General features: G+C 56.8%; 24 protein-coding genes, 1 tRNA gene and 1 pseudogene. 16 read left to right on the top strand and 10 right to left on the bottom strand.

The window, feature by feature from the left end:
* The first annotated feature begins 47 nt into the window (after positions 1 to 47).
* From ACQY4M_RS01250 to ACQY4M_RS01195, 12 genes are all read left to right on the top strand, one after another.
* Complete coding sequence (locus ACQY4M_RS01250; RefSeq protein ID WP_428539813.1) at positions 48 to 1,268, top strand: hypothetical protein; 1,221 nt, start codon at positions 48 to 50, stop codon at positions 1,266 to 1,268.
* Between the two features lie 175 nt (positions 1,269 to 1,443).
* Entirely contained in the window at positions 1,444 to 2,637 is a 1,194-nt protein-coding gene (sucC, locus tag ACQY4M_RS01245) for an ADP-forming succinate--CoA ligase subunit beta (protein WP_428539810.1), read from the top strand.
* Between the two features lie 3 nt (positions 2,638 to 2,640).
* A complete protein-coding gene (locus ACQY4M_RS01240) occupies positions 2,641 to 3,183 on the top strand; it encodes a hypothetical protein (protein WP_428539807.1) in 543 nt (180 codons plus the stop codon).
* A 20-nt stretch (positions 3,184 to 3,203) separates the two neighbouring features.
* Complete coding sequence (locus ACQY4M_RS01235; RefSeq protein ID WP_428539804.1) at positions 3,204 to 3,707, top strand: hypothetical protein; 504 nt, start codon at positions 3,204 to 3,206, stop codon at positions 3,705 to 3,707.
* Between the two features lie 45 nt (positions 3,708 to 3,752).
* Positions 3,753 to 4,634, top strand: a complete 882-nt coding sequence (gene sucD, locus ACQY4M_RS01230) for a succinate--CoA ligase subunit alpha (RefSeq protein ID WP_428539801.1) — start codon at positions 3,753 to 3,755, stop codon at positions 4,632 to 4,634.
* A 20-nt stretch (positions 4,635 to 4,654) separates the two neighbouring features.
* On the top strand, positions 4,655 to 5,011 hold the full coding sequence (locus tag ACQY4M_RS01225) for a hypothetical protein (protein ID WP_428539798.1): 357 nt from the start codon (positions 4,655 to 4,657) through the stop codon (positions 5,009 to 5,011).
* A 44-nt stretch (positions 5,012 to 5,055) separates the two neighbouring features.
* Positions 5,056 to 8,016: a 2-oxoglutarate dehydrogenase E1 component gene (locus ACQY4M_RS01220; protein WP_428539795.1), complete on the top strand. Its 2,961-nt coding sequence runs from the start codon at positions 5,056 to 5,058 to the stop codon at positions 8,014 to 8,016.
* A gap of 4 nt (positions 8,017 to 8,020) precedes the next feature.
* A complete protein-coding gene (gene odhB / locus ACQY4M_RS01215; protein WP_428539792.1) occupies positions 8,021 to 9,523 on the top strand; it encodes a 2-oxoglutarate dehydrogenase complex dihydrolipoyllysine-residue succinyltransferase in 1,503 nt (500 codons plus the stop codon).
* A 63-nt stretch (positions 9,524 to 9,586) separates the two neighbouring features.
* Positions 9,587 to 10,057, top strand: coding sequence for a hypothetical protein (locus tag ACQY4M_RS01210; RefSeq protein ID WP_428539789.1), 471 nt, complete (start codon positions 9,587 to 9,589; stop codon positions 10,055 to 10,057).
* Positions 10,057 to 10,446, top strand: a complete 390-nt coding sequence (locus ACQY4M_RS01205) for an MAPEG family protein (protein ID WP_428539786.1) — start codon at positions 10,057 to 10,059, stop codon at positions 10,444 to 10,446. The genes ACQY4M_RS01210 and ACQY4M_RS01205 overlap by 1 nt, the downstream gene beginning before the upstream one ends.
* A 117-nt stretch (positions 10,447 to 10,563) precedes the next feature.
* Positions 10,564 to 11,952 carry a dihydrolipoyl dehydrogenase gene (gene lpdA / locus ACQY4M_RS01200; RefSeq protein WP_428539783.1) on the top strand — a complete coding sequence of 463 codons (1,389 nt, stop codon included), beginning with the start codon at positions 10,564 to 10,566 and terminating at the stop codon, positions 11,950 to 11,952.
* Positions 11,952 to 12,299, top strand: a complete 348-nt coding sequence (locus ACQY4M_RS01195) for an SH3 domain-containing protein (RefSeq protein WP_428539780.1) — start codon at positions 11,952 to 11,954, stop codon at positions 12,297 to 12,299. Before lpdA ends, ACQY4M_RS01195 begins: the two co-directional genes overlap by 1 nt.
* Before the next feature lie 116 nt (positions 12,300 to 12,415).
* Here the strand turns inward: ACQY4M_RS01195 and ACQY4M_RS01190 are convergent, their stop codons facing one another.
* Positions 12,416 to 13,666, bottom strand: a complete 1,251-nt coding sequence (locus ACQY4M_RS01190) for an IS256 family transposase (protein WP_428539230.1) — start codon at positions 13,664 to 13,666, stop codon at positions 12,416 to 12,418.
* Between the two features lie 112 nt (positions 13,667 to 13,778).
* On the opposite strand from ACQY4M_RS01190, the gene ACQY4M_RS01185 reads away from it, so the two are divergent.
* Complete coding sequence (locus ACQY4M_RS01185; protein WP_428539777.1) at positions 13,779 to 14,984, top strand: NnrS family protein; 1,206 nt, start codon at positions 13,779 to 13,781, stop codon at positions 14,982 to 14,984.
* Here the strand turns inward: ACQY4M_RS01185 and ACQY4M_RS01180 are convergent.
* Positions 14,981 to 15,631, bottom strand: a complete 651-nt coding sequence (locus ACQY4M_RS01180; protein ID WP_428539774.1) for a GntR family transcriptional regulator — start codon at positions 15,629 to 15,631, stop codon at positions 14,981 to 14,983. The two genes, ACQY4M_RS01185 and ACQY4M_RS01180, sit on opposite strands and share 4 nt — an antisense overlap.
* A 32-nt stretch (positions 15,632 to 15,663) precedes the next feature.
* Entirely contained in the window at positions 15,664 to 16,356 is a 693-nt protein-coding gene (locus ACQY4M_RS01175) for a M48 family metallopeptidase (RefSeq protein WP_428539771.1), read from the bottom strand.
* A gap of 159 nt (positions 16,357 to 16,515) precedes the next feature.
* Here ACQY4M_RS01175 and ACQY4M_RS01170 point away from each other — a divergent pair, with 159 nt between their 5' ends.
* Positions 16,516 to 16,848, top strand: a complete 333-nt coding sequence (locus ACQY4M_RS01170; protein ID WP_428539768.1) for a TIGR02300 family protein — start codon at positions 16,516 to 16,518, stop codon at positions 16,846 to 16,848.
* 76 nt (positions 16,849 to 16,924) lie between these two features.
* Positions 16,925 to 17,000 (top strand) — tRNA-Ala (locus tag ACQY4M_RS01165).
* 31 nt (positions 17,001 to 17,031) lie between these two features.
* On the opposite strand, the gene ACQY4M_RS01160 is transcribed toward ACQY4M_RS01165, so the two are convergent.
* On the bottom strand, positions 17,032 to 17,850 hold the full coding sequence (locus tag ACQY4M_RS01160) for a LysM peptidoglycan-binding domain-containing protein (RefSeq protein WP_428539765.1): 819 nt from the start codon (positions 17,848 to 17,850) through the stop codon (positions 17,032 to 17,034).
* Between the two features lie 3 nt (positions 17,851 to 17,853).
* Positions 17,854 to 18,489 carry a rhodanese-like domain-containing protein gene (locus ACQY4M_RS01155; protein WP_428539762.1) on the bottom strand — a complete coding sequence of 212 codons (636 nt, stop codon included), beginning with the start codon at positions 18,487 to 18,489 and terminating at the stop codon, positions 17,854 to 17,856.
* Positions 18,490 to 18,893: 404 nt separating this feature from the next.
* Between ACQY4M_RS01155 and ACQY4M_RS01150 the strand changes: the two are divergent.
* Positions 18,894 to 20,026 (top strand): annotated as a pseudogene (locus ACQY4M_RS01150) (IS3 family transposase).
* Positions 20,027 to 20,150: 124 nt separating this feature from the next.
* On the opposite strand, the gene ACQY4M_RS01145 reads toward ACQY4M_RS01150, so the two are convergent.
* The 5 genes from ACQY4M_RS01145 to ACQY4M_RS01125 form a co-directional block, all read right to left on the bottom strand.
* A complete protein-coding gene (locus ACQY4M_RS01145; protein WP_428539759.1) occupies positions 20,151 to 20,822 on the bottom strand; it encodes an IS1595 family transposase in 672 nt (223 codons plus the stop codon).
* Between the two features lie 171 nt (positions 20,823 to 20,993).
* The gene (locus ACQY4M_RS01140) at positions 20,994 to 21,467 is read right to left on the bottom strand and encodes a class I SAM-dependent methyltransferase (protein ID WP_428539756.1); all 474 of its coding nucleotides are present in this window, start codon (positions 21,465 to 21,467) and stop codon (positions 20,994 to 20,996) included.
* Entirely contained in the window at positions 21,464 to 22,228 is a 765-nt protein-coding gene (locus ACQY4M_RS01135; protein WP_428539753.1) for a polysaccharide deacetylase family protein, read from the bottom strand. Before ACQY4M_RS01135 ends, ACQY4M_RS01140 begins: the two co-directional genes overlap by 4 nt.
* Positions 22,225 to 23,268 carry a glycosyltransferase family protein gene (locus tag ACQY4M_RS01130; RefSeq protein WP_428539750.1) on the bottom strand — a complete coding sequence of 348 codons (1,044 nt, stop codon included), beginning with the start codon at positions 23,266 to 23,268 and terminating at the stop codon, positions 22,225 to 22,227. The genes ACQY4M_RS01135 and ACQY4M_RS01130 overlap by 4 nt, the downstream gene beginning before the upstream one ends.
* A gap of 86 nt (positions 23,269 to 23,354) precedes the next feature.
* A complete protein-coding gene (locus ACQY4M_RS01125) occupies positions 23,355 to 24,581 on the bottom strand; it encodes an IS256 family transposase (protein ID WP_428539582.1) in 1,227 nt (408 codons plus the stop codon).
* Positions 24,582 to 24,760 lie beyond the last annotated feature (179 nt).

The following is a 24,760-nucleotide window of genomic DNA, read 5'->3' as shown; positions in this document are numbered from 1 at the left end:
CACCCCACGCTATTGGGGTGCCTTTTTGTTTTATCAGGAGTATTCCCATGCGGCTCGTTCTTCCCCTAACGCTCACCCTAATGGCCACCTCTGCGCTGGCCGATACAAACACCCTTGTGGCCGAAAACGGACTGCAAGGCGCGGTTGAGCAACTGGGCGCCCAATCCGGCAAAACCCCGTCCGACCAATTCGCCCTTGGCGCATTGCAATTCCTGCGCGGGATTGAAAAAACCCTGCAGGTCCGTTGGGAATACAACGCCACGATTGACGATCTGGACCTGCCCGTGCTGCGCCTGCCGGTGCCGCCAAACCCCGACGCCAAACCCTTCCGTGCCGATCTGATCACCGGCCTGTTCACCGAATTGCTGACCGACATGGACGCCAGCCGCGCGGCTTTGGCGCAAATCCCCGAAGGGGCCGATGTGGCGCTGGATCTGAACCTTGCCAATCTGTGGTTTGATATCAACATGAACGGCAAACGCGACCTTGGCGAAGGTGTGGTCGAGGTTGGCGCAAATACATTGATGGGTGAAATCAATTATGGTGAAATGGATGGCATCCCGCCAATGGACGTGCGGTTTGATACCGCCGATGTGGCCTGGCTGACGGCCTATACCCACATGGTTTCGGCCACCGGTGAAATGGTGGTGGCGTTTGATCCGACCGAGGCGATTACGAGCGTGATGAACGCCAACGCAAAAATGATTGAACTGCGTGGAAATACTAATTTAGGGTTTGCACCAGTAAATGAAATTATGAGTTCGACTTCACGCGATCAGTTTGGCGGCTGGGTCGACCAGTTCGCGATGGCCTATGGCGCGCTGAACAAACAACCCGACGCCACCCACACCCGCGCCGCCTATGACCATTTGCAAAGCATGATTGCACAAAACAAGCTGTTCTGGGCCGCCGTGGCACAGGAAACCGATAACGAACGCGAGTGGATCCCCAATGACAACCAGACCGCCGCCCTTGGGTTCGAATTTCCAAAAGGCACCGGGGCCGCATGGCAGGGCGTTCTGGCCAACGCCGAAGCCCTGCTGAATGGTGATCTGCTAATCGAGTACTGGCGTATATCGCCTGCGGGCGGGGTGAATGTGAAAAAGCTGTTCATGGACCCGCCGGTGGTGGATATTGTGACATGGGTGCAAGGTTCGGGCCTGTTGCCCTATCTGGAACGCGGCCCCGTCATTTCGGGTGACAGCCTGCGCCGGTTCGAAGACCTGACAGGCGGCAACATCTTCCTGATGTCCTTCTTGTTGAATTAAACCAAACGGACAAGAAAACGAATCAAAATCATGTTTGTGATCACACTTATTGCAGGTGTGATCACAAATTGCAGAAATACACTTCACTTCCTCGTTAAACCACGAAAAATCATTTATTTACCTGATCCGTTCATGTTTACTGACACGAAACCGAAGCCATTGATGGGACAGTCCAGTGAACATTCATGAATACCAAGCCAAGGAACTTTTGCGCACCTATGGGGCACCCGTTTCAGACGGTCGCGCCGTTCTGAAGGCCGAAGATGCCAAAACCGCCGCCGGCGAACTTGACGGCCCGCTTTGGGTGGTTAAGGCGCAGATCCACGCGGGTGGTCGCGGCAAAGGCAAATTCAAGGAAGCCGACGCAGGCGATGCGGGCGGTGTTCGCCTGACCAAATCGGTATCCGAAGCGGCCGAAGAAGCCAAGAAAATGCTGGGCCGCACCCTGATCACCCATCAGACCGGCCCCGTCGGCAAACAGGTCAACCGCATCTACATCGAAAATGGCGCCGGCATTGAAACCGAACTGTATCTGGCCCTGCTGGTTGATCGTCAAACCAGCCGCATTTCCTTTGTCTGCTCGACCGAGGGCGGTATGGACATCGAAGAGGTCGCCGCATCGACCCCCGAAAAAATCCTGTCCTTTTCGGTTGATCCCGCCACCGGCTATCAGGGTTTCCACGGCCGGCGCATCGCTTTTGCGCTGGGACTGGAAGGGGCGCAGGTCAAACAATGCGTCGCGCTGATGGGCACGCTTTACAAAATGTTCAATGAAAAAGACATGGAGATGCTGGAGATCAACCCGCTGATCGTAACAAACAAGGGCGACCTGAAATGTCTGGACGCCAAGATGGGGTTTGACGACAACGCGCTGTATCGCCATGCCGACATCGCCGCCCTGCGCGACGAAACCGAGGAAGACCCAAAAGAACTGGAAGCCAGCAAATACGACCTGAACTATATCGCGCTGGATGGCGAAATCGGTTGCATGGTAAACGGCGCCGGCCTGGCGATGGCGACAATGGACATCATCAAACTGTATGGCGCGGAACCGGCCAACTTTCTGGACGTTGGCGGCGGCGCGACAAAGGAAAAGGTCACCGAAGCCTTCAAAATCATCACATCGGACCCCAACGTTAAAGGCATTCTGGTCAACATCTTCGGCGGCATCATGCGCTGCGATGTGATCGCCGAGGGCGTGGTTTCAGCGGTAAAAGAAGTCGGCCTGAAAGTACCGCTGGTGGTGCGTCTGGAAGGCACCAAGGTGGAAGAGGGCAAGGCGATCATCAACAATTCGGATGTGGATGTGATTGCGGCGGATAATCTGTCGGATGCAGCCGAGAAGATTGTGAAGGCGGTGAAGGGGTAAATTATGCCGAGTACGGGTAATAGATATCGCGCAGCAAAAACAATTGCTGCAATATTTGGCGTCCTTTTGGTGTCAGGCTGCATGACGGCTGGTGGTGGATCAGCCCCCAGCAAACCCGCCAAACCCTATGCCACTACTGGTCAGGCTTTTGGTCAATTCCAGAAAATCTGCCTGAAATCGCCATTCAACACCTCACGCAACATCGCTGCATTCCGTGCATCACCCGTATTTGTGCCCGAGGAAAACACCTTTGCGGTTGAAGGGATCAAAATAACATCCTTCAAGCACACCACAGTCGCAATGTCGGGTTCTGTTAGTGATCTGACCGGATCACGGCATTGCACCATCACTTACACACCGGCTGGTGATCAGGAAAAAGAAGCCCTTATCGCTGCAACCCTTATGAATGCCGTCGCAGGCATAAAAACCCGCCCGGCGGGCATAAGAGGCGGTGGATTTGTTTTCTATAAATACAAAAGTGGCCACTTGGCGGTTCAGGTTGACCACAAGAGCGGGAGCATCAGCCTCTCGACGGTAAAACAATAGCCAAGGAAGAGACACAACAAATGCAAATAGCCACACTCAAACCCGCTGCTTTCACATTATCCATGCTTGCGCTGGCGGCCTGTGGCGATCCTGGCCCACGCACCCATGACAGCCAGGGTCGCGCGGTAGCCACCGCTGCAATGGCCACGACTGTCTTTATGAACGTCTGTTTCAAAACCGGCACGAACCGCGCCAGCGTTATCCGCGCAATTAACAAAGACAAGAGCATCGCGTTGACCGGCGACAGCACCGATACGTTCTTATCTGCCAGCCACAAAACCCACTCCATCGATATGACTCTTTTAAGTGGCATATGTGCTGTCAGTTTTGACAATGGTGAACTAAGTGAAACAGCTGCATCAAAAGCTGCCATGCTTCTGCTCCCGAAAGTCGGTGCAAAATCCATAGGCGGCTCTCGTGGTGGTGGGCAGATTAACCTCAAAACCCGTAAGGGCATGGTTGTCATCGCCAACGGTGCCAAAGTCCATAGCAATGGCGCGATACTGACTCTATTTGCTAATTAATAAGGCCAGACCACACTCTGGTATCAAACAGGAGAAATGCCGAAAATGGCGATACTCATCGACGAAAACACCAAGGTAATCTGTCAGGGCTTCACCGGCTCGCAAGGCACCTTTCATTCTGAACAAGCCATCGCCTATGGCACCAAAATGATTGGCGGCGTGACACCGGGCAAGGGCGGGCAGACCCACCTTGACCTGCCGGTGTTCAACTCGGTTCACGAGGCCAAGGCGGTGACCGAAGCCAACGCCTCCGTGATCTATATCCCGCCCCCCTTTGCCGCTGACGGTATTCTGGAAGCGATTGATGCGGAAATGGAGCTGATCGTTTGCATCACCGAAGGCATCCCCGTGCTGGACATGATGAAAGTCAAACGCGCGCTGGATGGCTCGAAATCCCGCCTGATCGGGCCGAACTGCCCCGGTGTGATCACCCCTGACGCCTGCAAAATCGGCATCATGCCCGGCCACATCCACAAACGCGGCTCTTGCGGCGTGGTTTCGCGTTCCGGCACGCTGACGTATGAGGCCGTGAAGCAGACCACCGACATGGGTCTGGGCCAGTCCACCGCTGTGGGCATTGGCGGCGACCCGATCAAGGGCACCGAACATATCGACGTGCTGGAGATGTTCCTCGCCGACCCTGAAACCCAAAGCATCATCATGATCGGTGAAATCGGTGGCTCTGCCGAAGAAGAAGCCGCACAATTTCTGGCCGACGAGAAAAAGAAAGGCCGCTGGAAGCCTGTCGCAGGTTTCATCGCCGGCCGCACCGCCCCTCCGGGCCGCCGCATGGGCCACGCGGGCGCGATTGTCGCCGGTGGCAAGGGCGATGCGGAAAGCAAGATTGAAGCGATGCGTTCGGCTGGAATCGTGGTGGCAGACAGTCCTGCGGGGTTGGGTGAGGCTGTGTTGGAAGCGATAGGGTAATTTTTTAACAGGAGTATATAATGAAACATTTGAAAACTTGTCTGCTTGGTATGGCTATTGCTTTAACCGGCTGTGTGGAAAACACCCCGCCAGACAAAGCCAGTGATCGGTTCGCCAATACGGTTTATGGCGCATCCGGTCTCGATGCGGACGCCTATGTTGGTTCCCAAAGTGGTTTCAGCGACACTCCAAACGGTTATAGAAAAACCAATATTTTCTACGAGCCTAAATACACCACGCCTGCCAAACTGGCAGCAGCTCCGGCCAAAATATGTGCCTATACCAATCAAACAGTTGTCTCCTCAAAAGACAGCCCACACCCCACACCACAATATTACCCCAGCGCAAGAGTGCTATCGGTAATATGCAAGGGGTAAACCACCCCCAACAAATATGGCCCCAACCCTAACGAGGTCCCATCATGACCGACCAACCGACCACCTCAGACTTCCACAACTCCTCGTTCCTGCAAGGGCACAATGCGGAGTATATCGAGCAGCTTTACGCGCAATATGCCAATGACCCGAACGCGGTCGATGCGGCGTGGCAGGCGTTTTTCAAGGAATTGGGCGACGATGACATGGCCGTCAAGGCCGAGGCCTCGGGGCCGTCGTGGGCGCGTGCCGACTGGCCGCCGGTCCCAAATGACGATCTGACGCATGCGCTGGATGGCCAATGGCCCATCGAAGATGCCAAGCCTGCCGAAGTGGCCGAGAAAATTCTGGCCAAGGCAGATGACAAGGGGATCGAGGTTTCCGAGGACCAGATCAAGCGCGCCGTGCTGGACAGTATCCGCGCCCTGATGATCATCCGCGCCTACCGCATCCGTGGCCATCTGGCCGCCGATCTGGACCCGCTGGGACTGGCCGGTCGTGAACCCCATCCCGAGCTAGAGCCTGAATCCTACGGCTTTACCGAGGCCGACATGGACCGCCCGATTTTCATCGACAATGTGTTGGGTCTGCAAATGGCCTCGATGCGCCAGATCGTCGATATTCTGAAACGCACCTATTGCGGCACCTTTGCCCTGCAATACATGCATATTTCCAATGCCGAACAGGCCGGTTGGCTGAAAGAACGGATCGAGGGCTACGGCAAGGAAATCCAGTTCACCCGCGAAGGCCGCAAAGCCATCCTGAACAAGCTGGTCGAGGCCGAAGGCTTCGAGAAATTCCTGCATGTGAAATACATGGGCACCAAACGGTTCGGTCTGGATGGCGGCGAAAGCCTGATCCCCGCGATGGAGCAGATCATCAAACGCGGTGGCGACCTGGGCGCCAAGGAAATCGTCATCGGCATGCCCCACCGTGGCCGCCTGTCGGTGCTGGTGAACGTGATGGCCAAGCCGTATCGCGCCGTGTTCAACGAATTTCAGGGCGGCAGTTTCAAGCCCGAAGACGTGGATGGCTCGGGCGATGTGAAATATCACCTTGGCGCTTCCTCTGATCGTTCGTTTGGTGGTGAATCTGTTCACCTGTCACTGACCGCCAACCCCAGCCACCTCGAGGCCGTGAACCCCGTGGTTCTGGGCAAATCCCGCGCCAAGCAGGACCAAAAGCACGACAAGGAACGATCCAGCGTCATCCCGCTGCTGCTGCATGGCGATGCGGCCTTTGCCGGTCAGGGCGTGATTTCCGAATGTTTCGGCCTGTCGGGCCTGACTGGTCACCGCACCGGCGGCACGATCCATATCGTGGTCAACAACCAGATCGGTTTCACCGCCGCCCCGCATTTCAGCCGCTCGTCACCTTATCCGACCGACATCGCGCTGATGGTCGAAGCACCGATTTTCCATGTAAACGGCGACGATCCCGAGGCGGTTGTGCACGCGGCCAAAGTGGCCACCGAATTCCGCCAGAAATTCCACAAGGACGTGGTGATCGACATGTTCTGTTACCGCCGCTTTGGCCATAACGAGGGGGACGAACCGATGTTCACCAACCCCCTGATGTACAAAAAGATCAAAACCCAGAAAACCACCCTTCAACTGTATACCGAAAGGCTGATCCGCGACGGGCTGATCCCCGAGGGTGAAATCGAGGAAATGAAAACCGCGTTTCAGGCCCACCTGAACGAGGAATTCGAGGCCGGCAAGGACTATAAACCGAACAAAGCCGACTGGCTGGATGGCCGCTGGAAACACTTGTCCAAACACGACGATGATTACCAGCGCGGCCAAACCGCCATCCCCGAAGAAACCTATGCCCAAGTCGGCGCATCGCTGACCCATATTCCCGATGGCTATCCGGTGCATAAAACCGTTGCCCGAATGCTGGGTGCCAAAAAGGCGATGATTGACGAAGACAAAGGCATCGACTGGGCCACCGGCGAGGCGCTCGCATTTGGCTCGCTTCTGACCGAAGGCTTTCCCGTCCGTCTGGCGGGTCAGGATTCCACCCGTGGCACATTCAGCCACCGCCATTCGGCCCTGATCAATCAGGATAGCGAAGAACGCTATTACCCACTGAACAACATCCGTGGCGGGCAGGCCCATTTCGAAGCGATCGATTCTATGCTGTCGGAATATGCGGTGCTGGGGTTTGAATATGGCTATTCACTGGCCGAACCCAACGCCCTGACCCTGTGGGAAGCGCAGTTCGGCGATTTCGCCAATGGTGCTCAGATTATGTTCGATCAGTTCATTTCGTCCGGCGAACGCAAATGGCTGCGCATGTCAGGCCTTGTCTGCCTGCTACCGCACGGATTTGAAGGGCAAGGGCCGGAACACTCCTCGGCCCGTCTGGAACGCTATCTGCAAATGAGCGCCGAGGACAACTGGGTGGTTGCCAACTGCACCACACCGGCCAACTATTTCCACATCCTGCGCCGCCAGATGCACCGCACTTACCGCAAGCCGCTGATCCTGATGACCCCCAAATCCCTGCTGCGCCACAAACGCGCGGTATCTGACAAGGCCGAGTTCATCACCGGATCGTCCTTCCACCGCATCCTGTGGGATGACGCACAAAAGGGCACATCCGACACCAAACTGGTGGCGGACAGCAAAATCAAACGTGTGGTGATGTGTTCGGGCAAAGTGTACTACGACCTGCTGGAAGAACGCGACAAACGCGGCCTAAAGGACATCTACCTGTTGCGGGTTGAACAATTCTACCCCGTTCCCGCCATGGCCATGTCCAAGGAACTGGGACGCTTCAAGAACGCCGATGTCGTCTGGTGTCAGGAGGAACCCAAAAATCAGGGGGCCTGGACCTTTATGGAGCCCAATATCGAATGGGTCCTTGGCCGCATCAAAGCCAAATCCAAACGCCCGGCCTACGCTGGCCGCCCGGCTTCGGCATCGCCGGCCACCGGCCTTGGCAAAACCCACAAAGCACAACAAGCCGCGTTGATTGACGACGCGCTGACGATCAAAGGATAATCCCATGACCATCGAAATTCGCGTCCCCACCCTTGGTGAATCCGTCACCGAAGCCACCGTCGCCACATGGTTCAAGAAACCCGGCGATGCCGTCGCCGTTGACGAAATGCTGTGCGAACTGGAGACCGACAAGGTCACCGTCGAGGTGCCCTCGCCCGCCGCTGGCGTGATGGCCGAAATCGTCGCCCCCGAAGGCACAACCGTTGGCGTCGACGCCCTGCTGGCCACCCTGACCGAGGGCGAAGGTGCCAAACCCGCACCGGCAGCCGCGGCCCCTGCCCCCGCTGCAACGCCAGCGGAACCCGCCAGCACTATTGACGTGATGGTGCCCACGCTGGGTGAATCCGTCACCGAGGCCACCGTCGCCACATGGTTCAAACAGGTTGGCGACACCGTGGCCCAAGACGAAATGCTGTGCGAATTGGAAACCGACAAAGTCTCGGTCGAGGTCCCGGCCCCCGCCGCAGGCACCTTAACCAAAATCCTCGCCCCTGACGGGGCAACCGTGCAGGCTGGCGGCAAACTCGCCGTGATCGCCGCTGGCGCAGGCGCATCTGCCACTGCCAGCGCTCCGGCCTCTGCCCCAGCCCCCGCTGCGGCACCGGTCACCGGCAAAGACGTTGAAAACGCCCCTTCTGCCAACAAACTGATGGCCGAAAAGGGCCTGACCCCTGATCAGGTCACCGGCACCGGCAAAGATGGACGCATCATGAAAGAAGACGTGCTGAACGCCGCTTCCAAACCGGCCCCCGCTTTGGCGGCCGCTCCCGCCGCCACCCCACGCGCGCCGGTCTCGGCCGATGATGCGGCCCGCGAGGAACGGGTGAAAATGACCCGCCTGCGCCAGACCATCGCGCGCCGTCTGAAGGAATCGCAAAACACCGCCGCCATGCTGACCACCTATAACGAGGTCGACATGAGTGCGGTGATGGACATCCGCAAGGAATACAAAGACCTGTTCCAGAAAAAACACGGCGTCAAACTGGGCTTTATGTCCTTCTTTACCAAGGCCTGCATCCACGCCCTGAAAGAAGTCCCCGACGTGAACGCCGAAATCGACGGCACCGATGTGGTCTATAAAAACTACGTCCACATGGGCGTGGCCGTGGGCACCCCCAACGGCCTTGTGGTGCCAGTGGTGCGCAACGCCGACCAGATGTCATTCGCCGATATCGAAAAGAAAATTTCCGAGCTGGGGCAAAAGGCCGTCGCGGGCAAACTGTCGATGGCGGAAATGCAGGGCGGCAGTTTCACCATCTCCAACGGTGGTGTTTACGGCTCGCTGATGTCCTCGCCCATCCTGAACCCGCCACAATCGGGTATTCTGGGGATGCACAAAATTCAGGACCGCCCCGTCGCAATCAATGGCGAAGTGGTGATCCGTCCGATGATGTATCTGGCGCTGAGCTATGACCACCGGATTGTGGACGGCAAGGGGGCTGTAACGTTCCTCGTGCGGGTAAAAGAGGCGCTGGAGGATCCGCGCCGATTGTTGATGGATTTGTAAACAGCGGCGGGGTGAACCCCGCCCTACTACCCATTTCAAGGCGGGTCGAATCAAGGAGTGGCTATGAAACTTCCACATTTGTTTTCTAAGCAGAATAAAAAGGCTGCGTCAGAGACTACTGTCCTTGGTGATGTTGTAGAATACTCAAATGCTCAGACGGAACCTCTCAATCCTATATTTCAAACACTTTCTGATTTTATTGGAAAAACGCCTGCGGCAAAATTCTTATCCGCAGAAACTACGGAACAAGGCTGGTGGGTGAGAATGGAGATTGATATTCATCACAATCTTGCTTGGCAGGTTGTGCAAGAATATGGGTATGTTTTAAACAATGTATCTTTCACCGAGAAACTTCCGACTGTATTCAAGCCGACGTCTCCACCACCCTATATGAATGGCGGGCCAGAAGATTTCCTTACGTGGATTATTGAATGCCACGTAAATGATTTCAGGCCAGAATTAGCCAAGGAATGGTTGGAAGGCCGACTTCCACGACCAATAGGTGATTTAACCGAGTGGGAGCATAGTGACTAATGACCCCCGAACTCACAATCCTCACCTACGCCGCCCTGCTGCAGGTCGCCCAAATGGCCCTGACCATTCTGTTTGTCGATGCCCAGACCGGCCTGGCATACGGCGCCGGTCCCCGTGATGTGCCGCACCTTAAAACCGGCATCGCCGGCCGTCTGGATCGCGCGCTGGACAACCACTATGCCGCGCTGGCCCTGTTCACCATCGCCGTGCTGGTCATCACGCTGGGCGATAAATCCACCCCGCTGACCGTCACCTGCGCCTGGACCTACCTGATTGCCCGCATCATTTATGTCCCCGCCTACATCTCCGGCATCCCCTACCTGCGCTCGCTGATCTGGAGCATGGCCACCATAGCCACCGTCACCATGCTTGTTACGGCCCTGATCTGATGCATTACTGTTCCACAAATATCCCGGGGGTGAATTGGCGGCACGCCAAGAGGGGGCAGCGCCCCCTTCCCCATCCAACGCAAATCAGACCCCATTTTTCCCCAAGGAGAATCCCAAATGCCATCCTATGACGTGATCATCATCGGCGGCGGCCCCGGCGGCTATGTCTGTGCCATCCGCTGTGCCCAGCTGGGCCTGAAAACCGCCTGTGTCGAGGGGCGCGAAACCCTGGGCGGCACTTGCCTGAACGTGGGCTGCATCCCTTCCAAGGCCCTGCTGCACGCCTCCCACATGCTGCACGAAGCCGAGCATAATTTCACCAAGATGGGTCTGAAAGGCAAATCCCCCTCGGTCGACTGGAAACAGATGCAATCCTACAAGGAAGACGTCGTCGGCCAGAACACCAAGGGCATCGAATTCCTGTTCAAAAAGAACAAGATAGACTGGATCAAAGGCTGGGCCAGCATCCCCGCCGCAGGCAAGGTTCAGGTCGGCGATGATATCTATGACACCAAGAACATCATCATCGCCACCGGCTCCGAGGCCACATCCCTGCCTAGCGTTGAAGTGGACGAAAAGATTGTCGTCACCTCGACCGGTGCGTTGTCCCTGCCCAAGGTGCCAAAGAAAATGGTCGTCATCGGTGCCGGTGTGATCGGCCTTGAAATGGGCTCGGTCTATGCCCGCTTGGGGGCCGAGGTGACAGTGGTTGAATTCCTTGACCACATCACCCCCGGCATGGATGGCGAAATCTCCAAGGCCTTTGCAAGAAGCCTGAAAAAACAGGGCCTTAAGTTTATTCTGGGGGCGGCTGTGCAATCGGTTTCCACCACCAAAACCAAGGCCAAAGTCAGCTATAAACTGCGCAAAAACGATACCGAGGCGGTCCTTGATGCCGACGTCGTTCTGGTGGCCACAGGCCGCAAACCCTTCACCGACGGGCTGGGTCTTGAGGCACTCGGGGTTGAAACCTCGCCCCGCGGCCAGATCCAGACCAACGCCCATTGGGCCACCAATGTCGCCGGTATCTATGCCATCGGCGATGCGATCGACGGCCCGATGCTCGCCCACAAGGCCGAAGATGAAGGCATGGCCGTGGCCGAGGTTCTGGCGGGCAAGGCGGGGCATGTGAACTATGGCGTGATCCCCAGTGTGGTCTACACCAACCCCGAAGTCGCAACCGTTGGCCAGACCGAAGAGCAACTGAAAGAAGCCGGTCGCGCCTATAAGGTTGGCAAATTTCCCTTCATGGGCAATGCCCGCGCCAAGGCAATGTTCGCCGGCGAAGGCTTTGTGAAAATTCTGGCCGATCAGGCGACAGACCGTATTCTGGGTGCGCATATCCTTGGCCCCAACGCCGGCGAGATGATCCACGAGATTTGCGTGGCGATGGAATTCGGCGCCTCGGCTCAGGACATCGCCCTGACCTGCCACGCGCATCCCACCTGTTCCGAAGCCGTACGCGAAGCAGCACTTGCCTGTGGGGATGGCGCGATTCACGCCTGATGCGCGTCCGTGTCCAAAAGGATTGGACGCAAAGCTATCACCCCGCGCTGAAAGTGGCGCGGGGTGATCGACTACGGGCCATCAAGAAAGACGATGGCGGCTGGCAAGGCTGGGTTTGGTGCACCAATGAAAGCGGCTTGTCCGGCTGGTTGCCAGTGCAGGTTTTCGACACCCTGCGGATGGGCGAAACCAACTGTGTGACAAAGGATTTCGACACAAAAGAACTGACGGTGAAAGCCGAGGAAACCCTCGCCATTACAGATCGGTTAAACGATTGGTCCTGGTGTGAAAATGAACGGGGGCAAAAAGGTTGGGTGCCGGATAACTGTCTGGCACTTGCGCAATGATGCGGCGCGATACCGCAGCGGTTTGGCTTGGCAAAGCCGTGCGCGGAACATACCCTAGCAAAAGAATCGGAATTACCGGATAGCGGAGCTATGCCCAAAAGTTGGTGACGCAGTAATCAGGCGGCATGTTTTTCCTGCTTGATCCCGTCCTTAAATTCAACCCCTTCGATGATTTCCGGCAATCGGAATGCGCCGTCGAGTTTACGCCATTTCTTCTTTGCCGACATCATCAGGCGGAAGGTCATTGCCAAGGCGGTCTTGCGCCCGAGGCAGCCTTTGGTCTTCTTCGTTCGGTGCCGCACGGTGGCAAATATGCTTTCGATGGGGTTGGATGTGCGGATGTGTTTCCAGTGCTCGGCAGGGAAGTCGTAGAAGGTCAGCAGCACGTCCCGGTCCTTGGTCAGCTTCCCCACGGCACGCTCGTATTTCACGCCATAGGCTTCGATGAAGAAATTGAACGCGGCCTCGGCGTCCCGTTTGTTCTCGGCCATCCAGATGTCCTGTAGATGGCCCTTGGCTTTGGCTTGCAGCGACTTCGGCATGGCATTCAGGACGTTGCCGGTTTTATGCACCCAGCAGCGCTGCTCCCGGGTCTCACCGAACACCTCCCGCAAGGCGTTCCAGAAGCCGAGCGCGCCATCACCAACGGCCAGATCAGGGGCTTTTCTGAGGCCACGACGTTGCAAGTCCAGCAGCAGTTCACGCCAGCTCTGGCTGCTTTCTCGATACCCGTCCACGAGGCCCAGAACATCCTTGTTACCCCACTCGTCCGCGCCGATGATCACCAGCATGCATTGCTTGTCAGCATCCGTGCGCGGCTTGAAATAAACCCCGTCGGCCCAGAAATACACATAGCGTTTGGCCGACAGGTCACGCCGGTTCCAACGCTCGTATTCTGCCCACCACTCCGCCTTCAGGCGCGAAATCGTGCTCGATGTCAAACCACCCGCATCAGGCCCCAGAAGGGCCGCCAGTGCTTCGCCGAAATCACCCGTGGAAATACCTTTGAGATAGAGCCAGGGCAACAACTCCTCGACCGACTTTGCCCGGCGCAGATACGGCGGCAGAAGCGTCGAGGTGAACCTGATCTTCTCCGCCCCCGTGCCACGATCACGCACCCGAGGCACATTCACCGGGACAGGGCCGATCCCCGTCATCACCTCGCGCTCCGGCAGGTATCCGTGGCGAACAAGGCGCTGGCGACCGGCCGAATCCCTCAAATGCGCGTGTTGCGCCATCAGATCACAAACCTCGGCCTCGACCGCCTGTGCCAACAGATCCCGCGCGCCTTTGCGCAAGATATCCGTCAGCGGATCAGGTGAAATTCCGGCTGGATCGGTAAACTCCAAAATAGTATCGTCTTCCATGTGGCATATCCTTTTCTCTCTGAGAATCGCGGCGCGTCAACACCGCCATGATATGCCACCCAATCACCCCATCACCAACTTTCGGGCATTACTCCGGATAGCGAGACCAGACATGCAACCACCCCTGCTGAAACAACATGGCGGAAAACGCGAACGCGCATGGCAGGGGCATCCGTTTTTTAGCGGCGGGTTCAGGCCGTTTTTTCTGTCCGCTTCGTTGTTCGCCATCTTTGCGGTAACGCTGTGGCTGTTCAACCTATTGGGCCATGATGTGATCAACACCCGCCTTGCACCGGTGGAGTGGCATAAACATGAAATGCTGTTCGGTTATACTTCGGCTGTGATTGCCGGGTTCCTGTTTACCGCAGTGCCCAACTGGACCGGCCGCTTGCCTGTAGTGGGCTACCGCCTGATGGCAATCTTTGCCTTGTGGCTGGCCGGACGTGTGGCGATGTTGCTGGGCGACACCGTTCCCTATGCCGTAACCGCCACCATTGACGCCGCATTCCTGCCGGTTCTGGGCGCGGTGATTGCCCGCGAGATTATTTCTGGACAGAACTGGCGCAATGTCAAAGTGATGATCCCCATTCTGGGGTTAGGCCTGACAAACATCTGGTTCCATATCGACGTTGCCACGGGCGGCACGGGAGCAGCCCCCGTGCGCATGGGCTTCACCGCCATCCTAATCCTGCTGATGCTGATCGGCGGGCGGATCATTCCCAGTTTCACCCGCAACTGGCTGGCACGCCAAGAACCGGGCAGAATGCCAGTGCCGTTCAACCGATATGATGTTGCGGTCACGGTCGGGTCGGCGTTGGCATTGCTTTTGTGGGTATTTCTAGAGCAGCCGTTTCTTGGCCCGCTGTTTGCCGTTCTTGGCGGCCTTCATATCGTGCGGCTGTGGCGTTGGGCGGGCTTGCGCACATTGTCCAATCCGCTGCTGCTGGTGTTGCATATCTTCTATGCGTTTATCCCTGTCGGATTTCTAACGCTGGCCACAGGCATGTGGTTTGACCTGCCCCGGGTCAGCGTGGCCGCGCTGCATGTGTTCGGCATTGGCGCGGTGGGCGGCATGACCATCGCCGTGATGGTGCGGGCCAGTCTGGGGCATACGGGGCGGACGCTGGCCTCGAGTGGCGTTCTGAACCTTGCCATGGCAATGGTCGGCATCAGCATGGCATTACGGGTCACCGGTGCGATCTGGCCGGACTATGACTGGGCCATCACAGGCTCGGCCCTGGCGTGGATCACAGCGTTCGGATTGTTTGCCTTCAAGGTCGGCCCCTGGCTTTTGGTGCCGCGAGCCAAACGCAGTTAACCGACCAACAGCTTTAACCCCTGAGTAACATCCGTGCGCACCGCCAATCGCAGACTGGGTTCGTCCCCCGCCCGAAGGGCTGCGATGATCAGGCGGTGGTTGTGGGGCGGCTCGGTCCGGCGCAGGCGGCCATACAGGGAGCACATGGTCGGCCCCAGTTGCAACCAGACGGTTTCGGTCATGGCCAGCATTGCCGGCGCCTGTGCGCGTAAGTAAAGCGTGCGGTGGAACTCCAGATTTGTGCGGATATAGGCCGAGGCATCCTGTTTCGCGATGGCCTCGGCAATAGTGGTATTGATCGCCTGCAACCGGTCAATCAGCGCAATATGCGCCCGCGGCAGGGCGCGGCTGGACAGTTCCGGTTCCAGAAGCGCGCGCAAGGCGGCCAGCTCCTCGATCCGCTCGTTGCTCAGTTCCGGCGTGGTGACACGGCCCGAGCTGGACAGGGTTAGCGCCCCTTCGGCGGCCAAACGGCGGATCGCCTCGCGGGCGGGCGTCATCGACACGCCGAATTCCTTGCCCAATCCACGCAGGGTCAGGGCCGTGCCGGGGGTCAGTTCGCCGTGCATGATTCTGGTGCGCATCTGGCGATAAATCTGATCATGCGACGGGGCGGTTGTTTCGGGGGGGCGTTGTTGGCTTAACATGGCCGCATGTGATCACAAAACCGCACAGCGGGTCAATCCAAGAAGCGATAGCGGTGCAATAATGACCCGTTCTGCCGCAACCATACACGCGGGGCTTTATAATCGGGGTAGATGCTGGCCACCACACGCCAGTAGTCAGGCGAATGGTTCATTTCCATCAAATGTGACACCTCGTGCGCAGCGACGTAATCCAGCACTTCGGGCGGGGCCATAATCAGACGCCATGAGTACATCAGATTGCCTTCACTGGAACAGGATCCCCAGCGTGACCGCGTATCGCGGATCGTTAGCCGCCCGTATGAGGTGCCCAGCGCCGCCGCATAGCGGTCCGACGCCTCGCGCAATCGCATGCGTGCTGTCAGCTTTAGAAAGGCCACAAGGCGTGGCGCCACGCGGTCGGAATTATTGGGCACGGCGATCTGCCCGTCCACATATTTGGCCACCCGCCCCTTGCCTATGACAATATCCACCTCGCGCCCTTCAAACAGAACCTGCCCGCCAATCACCGGCCGCGCCGCATCGGGGCGCTTGGACAGGGTCTGCCTGATCCAGCCCTCTTTTTCTTGCGCGAACATGCGGGCCTCGCGCAGAGGGGTGCGCAGAGGCAGGCTCATCGTCACCCGTCCGTCCAGTTGTGACACCCGCAACGATAACCGCCGTGACCGGCGCGAACGGCGCAAGGTGACGGTGAGCAATGGCGGGCCTGTCAGTTCGATCTGTTCCATATGCCTGTCCACGAAATGCCTGTTGTTTGATCCTAGCGTGCAAAGGCACCGGATTCACCCTTAAAACACCCAAAAGTGCAAAAGCCTTTGACAGCCCCGTCTTGTTGTGGCAGTTGGCCCCAACTCATGACAAAAGTGCAATGTTTGAAAGGGAATCACATGCCCAAGGAAGAATGGGGCGTCAAGCGCGTCTGTCCGGAAACCGGCAAGCGGTTTTACGACCTGAACAAAGACCCGGTGGTCAGCCCTTACACAGGCGAAGTTGTCGATGTTGATGCCGGTAGCAAAACCCGCACCATGGTTGCCGACAAAGAAGATGCCAGCGCCAAGCCCAAAGAAGATGTGGTTGTCGAGGGCGAAGAAATCGTTCTGGATGATGCCGACACCACCGATGTTGATCTGGGCGATGATGTTCTGGACGACGAAGAAGATGACGACACAATCCCGCTGGAAGAGATCGCGGATGTGACCGTCAACGACGACGACACATAATTTATCTCGCGGGGATTTTTTCGCTTGAACTGATCCCCGCAGACGCCTAAACAGCGTCTCACGGTGATACCCGATAGGGGCCTTAGCTCAGCTGGGAGAGCGCCTCGCTGGCAGCGAGGAGGTCAGGAGTTCGATCCTCCTAGGCTCCACCAAACCTAACCTACATGTCTAACCCATCCGCGATCATCGGGGTATTTCTATGGTATCCCCGACTGTCAGCAGGTTTGGCGTTTCCATAACATCCGTATTTGCCGAGTAGATTTTACGATATTGCAATGAATCGCCATAGAATGCAGATGCGTAGGTTGCCAGCGTATCACCTGGCGCAACCCGAATATACCGCATGCCATCTCGTTCGATCAGCCTGTCCCAATAGGCCTGAATCGCAGGGTCGCGTTGTGGTTCTTCTTTTGGACTTGCTGCCGCTCTTTGCGTTGGTTGTTCCGGCTTCGGGATATTGCCCGATATCGCCTCATTGCCCAGATTATTCACATAAGCCAGATAATCGGCATCCGCACTTGCGGTAATACTGGCACGGGCATCGTAAACACCCTGAAACAGCTGGCTGGTGTTCAGCTCTCCGGCCTCGTTGAACACAATGAACGGCAGCTGGCCGGTGTAATTCTCGCGCAGGTCCTGTGCAAAAAAGGCAGCGGTCTGTTCCAGATCCAGCTTGGCTTTGGCCCCGGCGTCGATCAGTTTTTCAACCCACTTTCGCAGATTCGCTGTTGCCGTTGCTGCCAATTCTTCGCCTGTAGCTCCTGTCAGATTGTCAGCTTTTGCCATTTCTGCCAGAGCGGCACGCGCCTTTTCAGAATAGAACCGCAAGCGGCGTAGCGTCGAAGGCCGGACAGATGCGACATCGAATGCAGATTGCTGCCCGATGAATATCCAGGCTGTCTGTTGGGCATGAACAGGGACGGGAAGAACGGTAGCAATAATCATGAAACCGAGAACCGTAATTTTCAAATTTCTTAGGATGTAATAAAATGACTGGATCATATCCTACTCCGGCATTTGAATACTGAACCCGTAGCGAACCCAGTCTTTCATACCACCCCGATAATACATCAGTTTTTCAGGGTCATATCCGCCGTTAACAAGGTTTCTGATTGCCCTTGGGGATTGCCCGCAATCCGCACCATTGCAAAACAGAAGCAGATATTTCGCATCTGAAAAATCCCAACCTTTATCTGTTTTCTTACCCCCCAGTTGCGTCATCAGAGGTTCGTAAAACGGGTTGGTCGGTGTATTGTTGAACATGTTGAACGGCAGGTTGATCGCCCCCGGAATTGTTCCGGCCTTGAACCAGTTCCCGACACGGGTATCCACAAGATAGCCATCACCAGTCAGCACATAGTCTTCGATGAATGTCACAAGTCCCACTTCGCCAACCGGGGTAACACCATCATACTGGATCATTGGCTGCAAACAATGCGGGGGACAGGCTCGCGGCGCCTTGGGAGGGTAGACTTTGGCAATATATTCCGAGTTATCATTGCCCCGTTTTATCAAATACGATTTTCCGCGTATCTCGAATGATAGTTCCGGAAGGTCTTCTGTTATCCAGACCTCGTCCGCAAGCACGGCATTCGGCCAGATCGCCATGACAACGAATTGCAACAAAACCATCAATCGCATTTTTAAGCCCCTTATCACCTGGGTCTCACTGGTTTAGGTGTAATTTCTTTACACCGAAATGAACCCTGCCACACACAACCATAGAAATAGTCAGCACGCCTATAATGGTCATCCGAAATGGGGCAAAACGAAATCCTAAATATGGCATAATTATGAAACCGGACCGAAACCGGCTGATTTTGCTTGCTATTTTAATTGCATGCGAATGAAATGGGATTTACCTTTTACACAACCTAAAGCGCAGATATCACATTGTAATTGTTGTAATATTCTTAAGGCCGATATATCAATTCGCATAAACTCCCTAGCCACTTCATTAGGGAATAAATAATTCGTTAAGAGGTGGTCGCGGAAATTCGGACCAGTTGTTAAGGTGGATCGACTTATGAGAAAGACGATTCAAAATGACGAAACGAAAGAACCATTCTCCCGAATTCAAAGCCCGCGTTGCGCTTGAAGCAATCCGCGAGGAAATGACGATGGCGGAGCTGTCGAAGAAGTATGGTGTGCATCCAACCCAGATTGGCACATGGAAACGAGCAGCGATTGAAAACATGGCCACGGCATTTTCCAGACGGGGCCGTGATCCTGATCGGGTTGATGAAGCCCAGATTGAGAAGCTGCACTCCAAGATTGGTCAGCTGGTCGTGGAACGGGATTTTTTAGCCAACGCCTCGCAACAGTTGCTCGGGAAGCGAGGCAAAAAATGGTGAGCCGTGAGCATGATCTGAGTGTGCGACGACAATGCGGGCTACTTTCTCTGGCGCGCTCGAACCTGTATTACCAGCCAAAAGGCGAAAGTGCTGAAAATTTGCGGTTCATGACAATAATCGACAAGCAATTCTTGCAGACGCCGTGGTATGGATCACGGCAAATGGCCCGGCACATGCAGCGCCAAGGTTACAAGTGTGGTCGCCACAGGGTCCGCCGTTTGATGCGGCTGATGCGGTTGGTTCCGATCTACCAGACGCCCAACACGAGCAAGAAACATCCGCAGCATAAGATCTACCCGTATCTGCTGCGAGACCTGACGATTGATCGTCCAAACCATGTGTGGTGCGTAGATATCACCTACATTCCGATGCAGCGCGGGTTCCTCTATTTGGTCGCGATCATGGACTGGCACAGCCGCAAGGTTTTGAGCTGGAGATTGTCAAACAGCATGGAGGCAGATTTTTGCGTTGAAGCCCTGAAAGAGGCTATGGCCAAATACGGCAAGCCCGATATCATGAACAGCGACCAGGGCAGCCAGTTCACCGGGTTTGAATAGACGCAGGCGCTGAAAGAAGCCGACGTGAAAATCTCGATGGATGGCAAAGGTCGCTGGGTCGATAACCGGATGATCGAGCGGCTTTGGCGATCCTTGAAATACGAATGCATTTACCTCAACGCATTTGAAACGGGTTCGCAGACCCGCGCCGGGATCGGGAAATGGTTGGCTTACTACAACACCGAGCGCCCGCATTCCACCCACGGAATATTGACCCCGGATGAAGCCTATGACAGAAAAACAAAACCAATGAGTTTGGCAGCCTAAATGAAACCCTGATCCATCTTAAACTGGCTGCTGACTGGTCAAAAAAGTGGGACCACCTCTTTACATGCAGTGCTGTTTCTGTAGTCCCGTGTTCAAGAAGGGTGATTTTATAATAGGGTCATGCCTAGCTGAGCGGGTTTTCTCTGAGGTAGCTTAGCAGTATCTTGTACTTGTTCAAGTTGCGATGATTATAGCGCCATTCTGTTTCCTTGAGATGCAAATGGAAGGTGTGTTTGGGAAGGCCCTTGAACTTGGCAAGGCGTAGTTTGGCCAATCCCCAGAAGCCTTCGATGCCGTTGATGTGCACGCGGCCACGCGCGAATTCATCCTTGGAATGGTCGACACGGAAGTGCCCGTATCCCAAATCCACCAAACCGTTATAGCCGCGCCAGCCGTCTGTGTTGATCACGGATGCCGGATCAACCCGACCGCGGATAATCCCTTGCAGGGTTGGCTTTGAGCAGTCCGGTACGATCTCGGTGTAGACCTTTCCGTCACGCTCGAAGACGCCAAACACGGTCGTCTTCCCATAAGCCCCGCGTCCGCGCTTGCCTTTCACACGTCGCGCGCCAAAGAAGCTTTCGTCCACTTCTATGATGCCGAACATCGGACGCTGTGCCTCGCAGGCCAAAAGGATACGCTCGCGCAAAGCGCGGTAAAACCGATTGACGGTATTGCGGTTGAGACCCGAGAGCTGGGTAGCCTGGGTGGCCGTCAGATCAGCGGCAAAATACCGAACAATCTCGCGGATTTTCTTCTCTGAAACGCGGGAACCGTGTGCGTATCTATTCTTCATGCCTTTTCATAGCCTTATGACAATTTATTGTCACTCAGCTAGGCATGACCCTTATAATATTGATAGAATGATAATGCCAAAAAGCTGGACGAGAATCGCATTGGGTGAATACTTTGCGACCACCGGCAATCACTCCGGCAGCTAAGGAACGCACCATCAAGGCATTATAGCTCAGGTTCGGTAGAAATAATAACGGTCCTTGGCAATACCCGCCGGCCCCTCGACTGCCTCGAACCCGACCAAGGGCTGACCAGAAACGATAACCCCGCCGGGCACCATTACACGCGCTATGGCCGGGCTAAGACGAGCGGCTTCTTCGACGTCCTTTTCCTTGACGCCAAACCCGAAATCATAATGCGCCAGCACGATTTTCGCCCCCATCGCGGCCAACTTTTGCAGCATCTCTTCGGCCTCACCTTCCAGAAAATCCTGCGAGGGTGGCACGCAGGACGGATGGCACTGCAATACACGGTCGATCACCCAGATACGCCGGTCCAGTATTTCGCGCAAATGGTCATAGGTGCGCCCGTTGCCCAGCCCCATGTCCAGTGCGTCGCCGTTCATATCCTTGGTCTGTTCGGCGGCCCATTCCAGCCCGTCACGTTGGGCGCTTAAGCGGCGCATCATACTGTCCAGTCGGCTCATGGTTTTCGTCTTTCGTTAAGGGTGGCGGTAAATGTCACGGGGCCGGATGTCAGAACCTCGAGCAGTTGTCGGGTAAACTCCCAGATGTCAGCATCATGCACAAGGTGGTGGGTCAGCAGGCCCAAAGGCTCGTCATTATCGGTCTTGCCCGTGCGGCGATCAACCATCAAAGTGACCAGTTGCGCCACCAAATCCTCGGGCGCAATCAGGGTTTTGCCAGCGCGCCAGTTGATCGGGTCAAGGTGGGTGTTGATCTGTTGCAAACCCTGTGCGGCAAAAGGGGCGTTGCGCGGGGTGTAGGTGGACAGGGTTTTATAGCCCGCCTTTGTCAGCGCAGGGAAATGCATCGGCGCAATGCGGTTCCACGGCGGCACGAACATCCGCTTAAGGCGCGGACCGAACAGGGATTGCAGGCGGGTCAAGCCGTTTTGCACATCCTGCGTCACTTCGGCCAGATCGCGGGTATCGCCGAATTCGGCCTTTTTGGCAGTTTGCGGGGCAAGGTTCTGATGCGCCCAGCCATGCACCACGGGGATCAGGTGATCTGTGTCCGCAACCCGCATCGCCAGCTCTGGCGTGGCGGTTTTCGGGATCACGGCCAGATGCACCGGCACTTGCACGGCTTCGGACAATGCGATCAACCGGTCCAGCGCAGGCGTCGGGGCGATGGCATCATCATCGCGCCACCATATCGGCAGCGTCAAACCCGCCTGACGCCAGTGCGCCAGTTCATCGACAACCGGAGTCCAGTCAATCTTCATGCCCGCCCCTCCGCCATACCACACGCAATCCGCACGCTTTCCTGCGCCCCGTTGAACCGCAGACCCGGTGCCTTTCCACGAGGCAGCCTCAGCAGCGCCTCCACCTCTTGCAACAGGCGTTCTGGCGTCAGATCAGCGGCGCGCAGCATTTGCATTATCGGCAGATGGCTCAGGCTTTCGGCCCGCAGGGTTTGTTCAACCTCGCCGCCCTCGTCGAACGGAATGAACAGCGATGGTGTGCCCGCCTGCAACAGGTCCAGCGCGGTGTTGTAGCCGCACATGCTGACGGAACAGGCGGCGTGGGTCAGCATCTGGCGAAAATCAGGGCGGGCGGGTTCAAGGATGATATTCGACGGAGCCTTTGCCGAAAGCTGCGCAATCACAGCTTGGGCATTGCCCCCGCCAACCAGCACACGCCAGCGCAACGCTGGCGACAACCCAGCGGCAGCAACGGCGGCAGTGAACAAGTGTCGGCCAACTGATCCACCACCGGCGCTGACGATCACCTCGCCCTGTCCCAGTCTGTCGGGGTGCGCACCCGCAGGCGGCGGGGCGACGTAGCCGGTATAAAGCAGTTTTTCCTGCAACGCGGGTGTCACCGGCCAGCTTTGCTCAAGCGGGGTGCTGGTTGGGTCGGAGTGCACCAGAACACCGTCGTAATGCTCCAGAACAATGCTATCGGTTTTCTGTGCTTTTTGCGGGTTTGAGGGCGGCGCAAGGATGTCACGGACCGAGGCCAGAATAACAGAGCGAGGGGTTTGCGCCCGTGCGGCCCCGATCAGCGCCATGAATTCGCCGCGCAACACACGGCGGCCAAAGGGGAACAGTTCGGTGATCACAATATCGGGGCGCGTATCGGTGACGGCCTGTGCCAGCTCGGTTTCGCGAGTGGCCAGATAGGCCGCATCGGCCACGTCCCCCTCGACGGTCAGCAGACGGGTAAAATTGATGCCGTCCGAACGCAGCGGCGGCAGTTGGCGCAATGCAATCCCGTCTGTATCGAACTGCGCCACCGGCAGACCGCCAGACAGAACCGTCACCGCATGACCATCCGCCACAAGGTTGTGTCTCGAAAGTGGTGGAAATTGATTTCAGGCACCTCCGAGCGGGTTGAGTTATGCGCCGGTCAGGCGGCTTGGTCAAGGGTTGCGTCGGCGACGGGCTGAGCGAGCGTTTCCCAGCCATCGACCTTTCGCATGACGATCTGCCCCGAGGCCATCAGAGCCCAAAGCAGCATCGGCACGGTCTCGGCGCATGGCAGCACGGTCTGGGTCTTGATGCGGCGGCGGAATTCCTCGTTCAGGCGTTCGATCGCATTTGTCGTTCTGGCCGATTTCCACTGGCCTTGTGGCAGACGCGTGAAGGTGAAAAGCTTATCTCCTGCTTCTTCCAAGCTGTCAGCGACGGCCTTGCATTTCAGCCGCCATTTTCGCAGAAATGCCTTGCGGCGGGTGGCGATTTCCTCGGGTGTTTTGGCGTAGATCATGTCGCGGTAATCTTCTGTCAACTCATCATGCATACGCTTGGGTGCCTTGGCCAGAAGGTTGCGGTGCTTGTGCACCGTGCACCTCTGGATCGGCAGATCTTCACCCCAGAGGGCAATGAGAGCGACCTCAAGTCCCGGTGCCCCGTCCACGATGACAAATTCGGGCCGTTTCAACCCGCGCGCATCCAGATCGTTGATGAACTGACGCCAGGCGGAGGTGCTTTCGCCGCCCATGTTCATCAGTGATAACAAGACCTTCTGCCCATCCCGGCGCACGCCAATCGCGGCCAGAACCGAGATATTGGTGGCCTTCCTGTCAATCCGCGTTTTGATCACGGTGCCGTCCAGGATCAGCCGCACGATGTCTTCATCCGCAAGGCTGCGGGCGCACCACGCCTGCCAGTCCACCTTCACCTTGCGCCAGGCGCGGCTCACCACATCCTTGCTGACCGCCCCCTGAAACAGGCCGAACAGGGCGCGTTTTACCCGCCGTGTGTTGGTGCCCGAAAGGTAGACAGCAGCGATCAGCGCCTCGGCCTTCTTCGTCAGCCGCTGGTAGCGGGGCAATGCCTTCGAGCGCCATTCTCTGGCCTTGCCGGCCTCGCCTGTGATCCGCGCACGCGGCACGCGCACCGTTTCGGTTCCAAATGTTCCGACCAGTTGCCGCTCGCGATGCCCGTGGCGGTATCCGGCCTTTGCCCCGCCGCTGCGGCCATACCGGCAACGGCCCAGAAACTGCTCCAGCTCCTCTTCGAAAACCGCCTCGATCGTCGCGCGGATGTTCTGGCGCAGCCGGTCTTCAATCGGGTCATAGCCTGCTTCATTGGCCAGTAGCGCGGATGTCGATGTTGCTGTATTCTTTGTCATGGCGTGATCTCCTTGGCGGTTCCAGCCGCCGGTTGGGTGGCTTCGATGCACCCGGAGATTACGCCGTCCTCGAATTTCCACCAAACTCGCGACACTACCCAACACAAGTGGTTTTTTAGTTGCTTGCTGAACATCACCCCAAGCGTAAAAAAGCCCAGTACCCCATGCCGTGGGACCAC

The sequence above is a fragment of the Profundibacter sp. genome (genome assembly GCF_965277155.1).
In the GTDB taxonomy this organism is placed as follows: Bacteria; Pseudomonadota; Alphaproteobacteria; order Rhodobacterales; family Rhodobacteraceae; genus Profundibacter.
This window is presented reverse-complemented; position numbering and strand designations above follow the sequence as displayed.

What these genes read in the sequence shown, in the direction of transcription:
- ACQY4M_RS01250 (WP_428539813.1), top strand. Translation starts at nt 48, where the DNA reads ATGCGGCTCGTTCTTCCCCTAACGCTCACCCTAATGGCCACCTCTGCG.
- ACQY4M_RS01240 (WP_428539807.1), top strand. Translation starts at nt 2,641, where the DNA reads ATGCCGAGTACGGGTAATAGATATCGCGCAGCAAAAACAATTGCTGCA.
- ACQY4M_RS01235 (WP_428539804.1), top strand. Translation starts at nt 3,204, where the DNA reads ATGCAAATAGCCACACTCAAACCCGCTGCTTTCACATTATCCATGCTT.
- sucD (WP_428539801.1), top strand. Translation starts at nt 3,753, where the DNA reads ATGGCGATACTCATCGACGAAAACACCAAGGTAATCTGTCAGGGCTTC.
- ACQY4M_RS01225 (WP_428539798.1), top strand. Translation starts at nt 4,655, where the DNA reads ATGAAACATTTGAAAACTTGTCTGCTTGGTATGGCTATTGCTTTAACC.
- ACQY4M_RS01220 (WP_428539795.1), top strand. Translation starts at nt 5,056, where the DNA reads ATGACCGACCAACCGACCACCTCAGACTTCCACAACTCCTCGTTCCTG.
- odhB (WP_428539792.1), top strand. Translation starts at nt 8,021, where the DNA reads ATGACCATCGAAATTCGCGTCCCCACCCTTGGTGAATCCGTCACCGAA.
- ACQY4M_RS01210 (WP_428539789.1), top strand. Translation starts at nt 9,587, where the DNA reads ATGAAACTTCCACATTTGTTTTCTAAGCAGAATAAAAAGGCTGCGTCA.
- ACQY4M_RS01205 (WP_428539786.1), top strand. Translation starts at nt 10,057, where the DNA reads ATGACCCCCGAACTCACAATCCTCACCTACGCCGCCCTGCTGCAGGTC.
- lpdA (WP_428539783.1), top strand. Translation starts at nt 10,564, where the DNA reads ATGCCATCCTATGACGTGATCATCATCGGCGGCGGCCCCGGCGGCTAT.
- ACQY4M_RS01195 (WP_428539780.1), top strand. Translation starts at nt 11,952, where the DNA reads ATGCGCGTCCGTGTCCAAAAGGATTGGACGCAAAGCTATCACCCCGCG.
- ACQY4M_RS01190 (WP_428539230.1), bottom strand. Translation starts at nt 13,666, where the DNA reads ATGGAAGACGATACTATTTTGGAGTTTACCGATCCAGCCGGAATTTCA.
- ACQY4M_RS01185 (WP_428539777.1), top strand. Translation starts at nt 13,779, where the DNA reads ATGCAACCACCCCTGCTGAAACAACATGGCGGAAAACGCGAACGCGCA.
- ACQY4M_RS01180 (WP_428539774.1), bottom strand. Translation starts at nt 15,631, where the DNA reads ATGTTAAGCCAACAACGCCCCCCCGAAACAACCGCCCCGTCGCATGAT.
- ACQY4M_RS01175 (WP_428539771.1), bottom strand. Translation starts at nt 16,356, where the DNA reads ATGGAACAGATCGAACTGACAGGCCCGCCATTGCTCACCGTCACCTTG.
- ACQY4M_RS01170 (WP_428539768.1), top strand. Translation starts at nt 16,516, where the DNA reads ATGCCCAAGGAAGAATGGGGCGTCAAGCGCGTCTGTCCGGAAACCGGC.
- ACQY4M_RS01160 (WP_428539765.1), bottom strand. Translation starts at nt 17,850, where the DNA reads ATGATCCAGTCATTTTATTACATCCTAAGAAATTTGAAAATTACGGTT.
- ACQY4M_RS01155 (WP_428539762.1), bottom strand. Translation starts at nt 18,489, where the DNA reads ATGCGATTGATGGTTTTGTTGCAATTCGTTGTCATGGCGATCTGGCCG.
- ACQY4M_RS01145 (WP_428539759.1), bottom strand. Translation starts at nt 20,822, where the DNA reads ATGAAGAATAGATACGCACACGGTTCCCGCGTTTCAGAGAAGAAAATC.
- ACQY4M_RS01140 (WP_428539756.1), bottom strand. Translation starts at nt 21,467, where the DNA reads ATGAGCCGACTGGACAGTATGATGCGCCGCTTAAGCGCCCAACGTGAC.
- ACQY4M_RS01135 (WP_428539753.1), bottom strand. Translation starts at nt 22,228, where the DNA reads ATGAAGATTGACTGGACTCCGGTTGTCGATGAACTGGCGCACTGGCGT.
- ACQY4M_RS01125 (WP_428539582.1), bottom strand. Translation starts at nt 24,581, where the DNA reads ATGACAAAGAATACAGCAACATCGACATCCGCGCTACTGGCCAATGAA.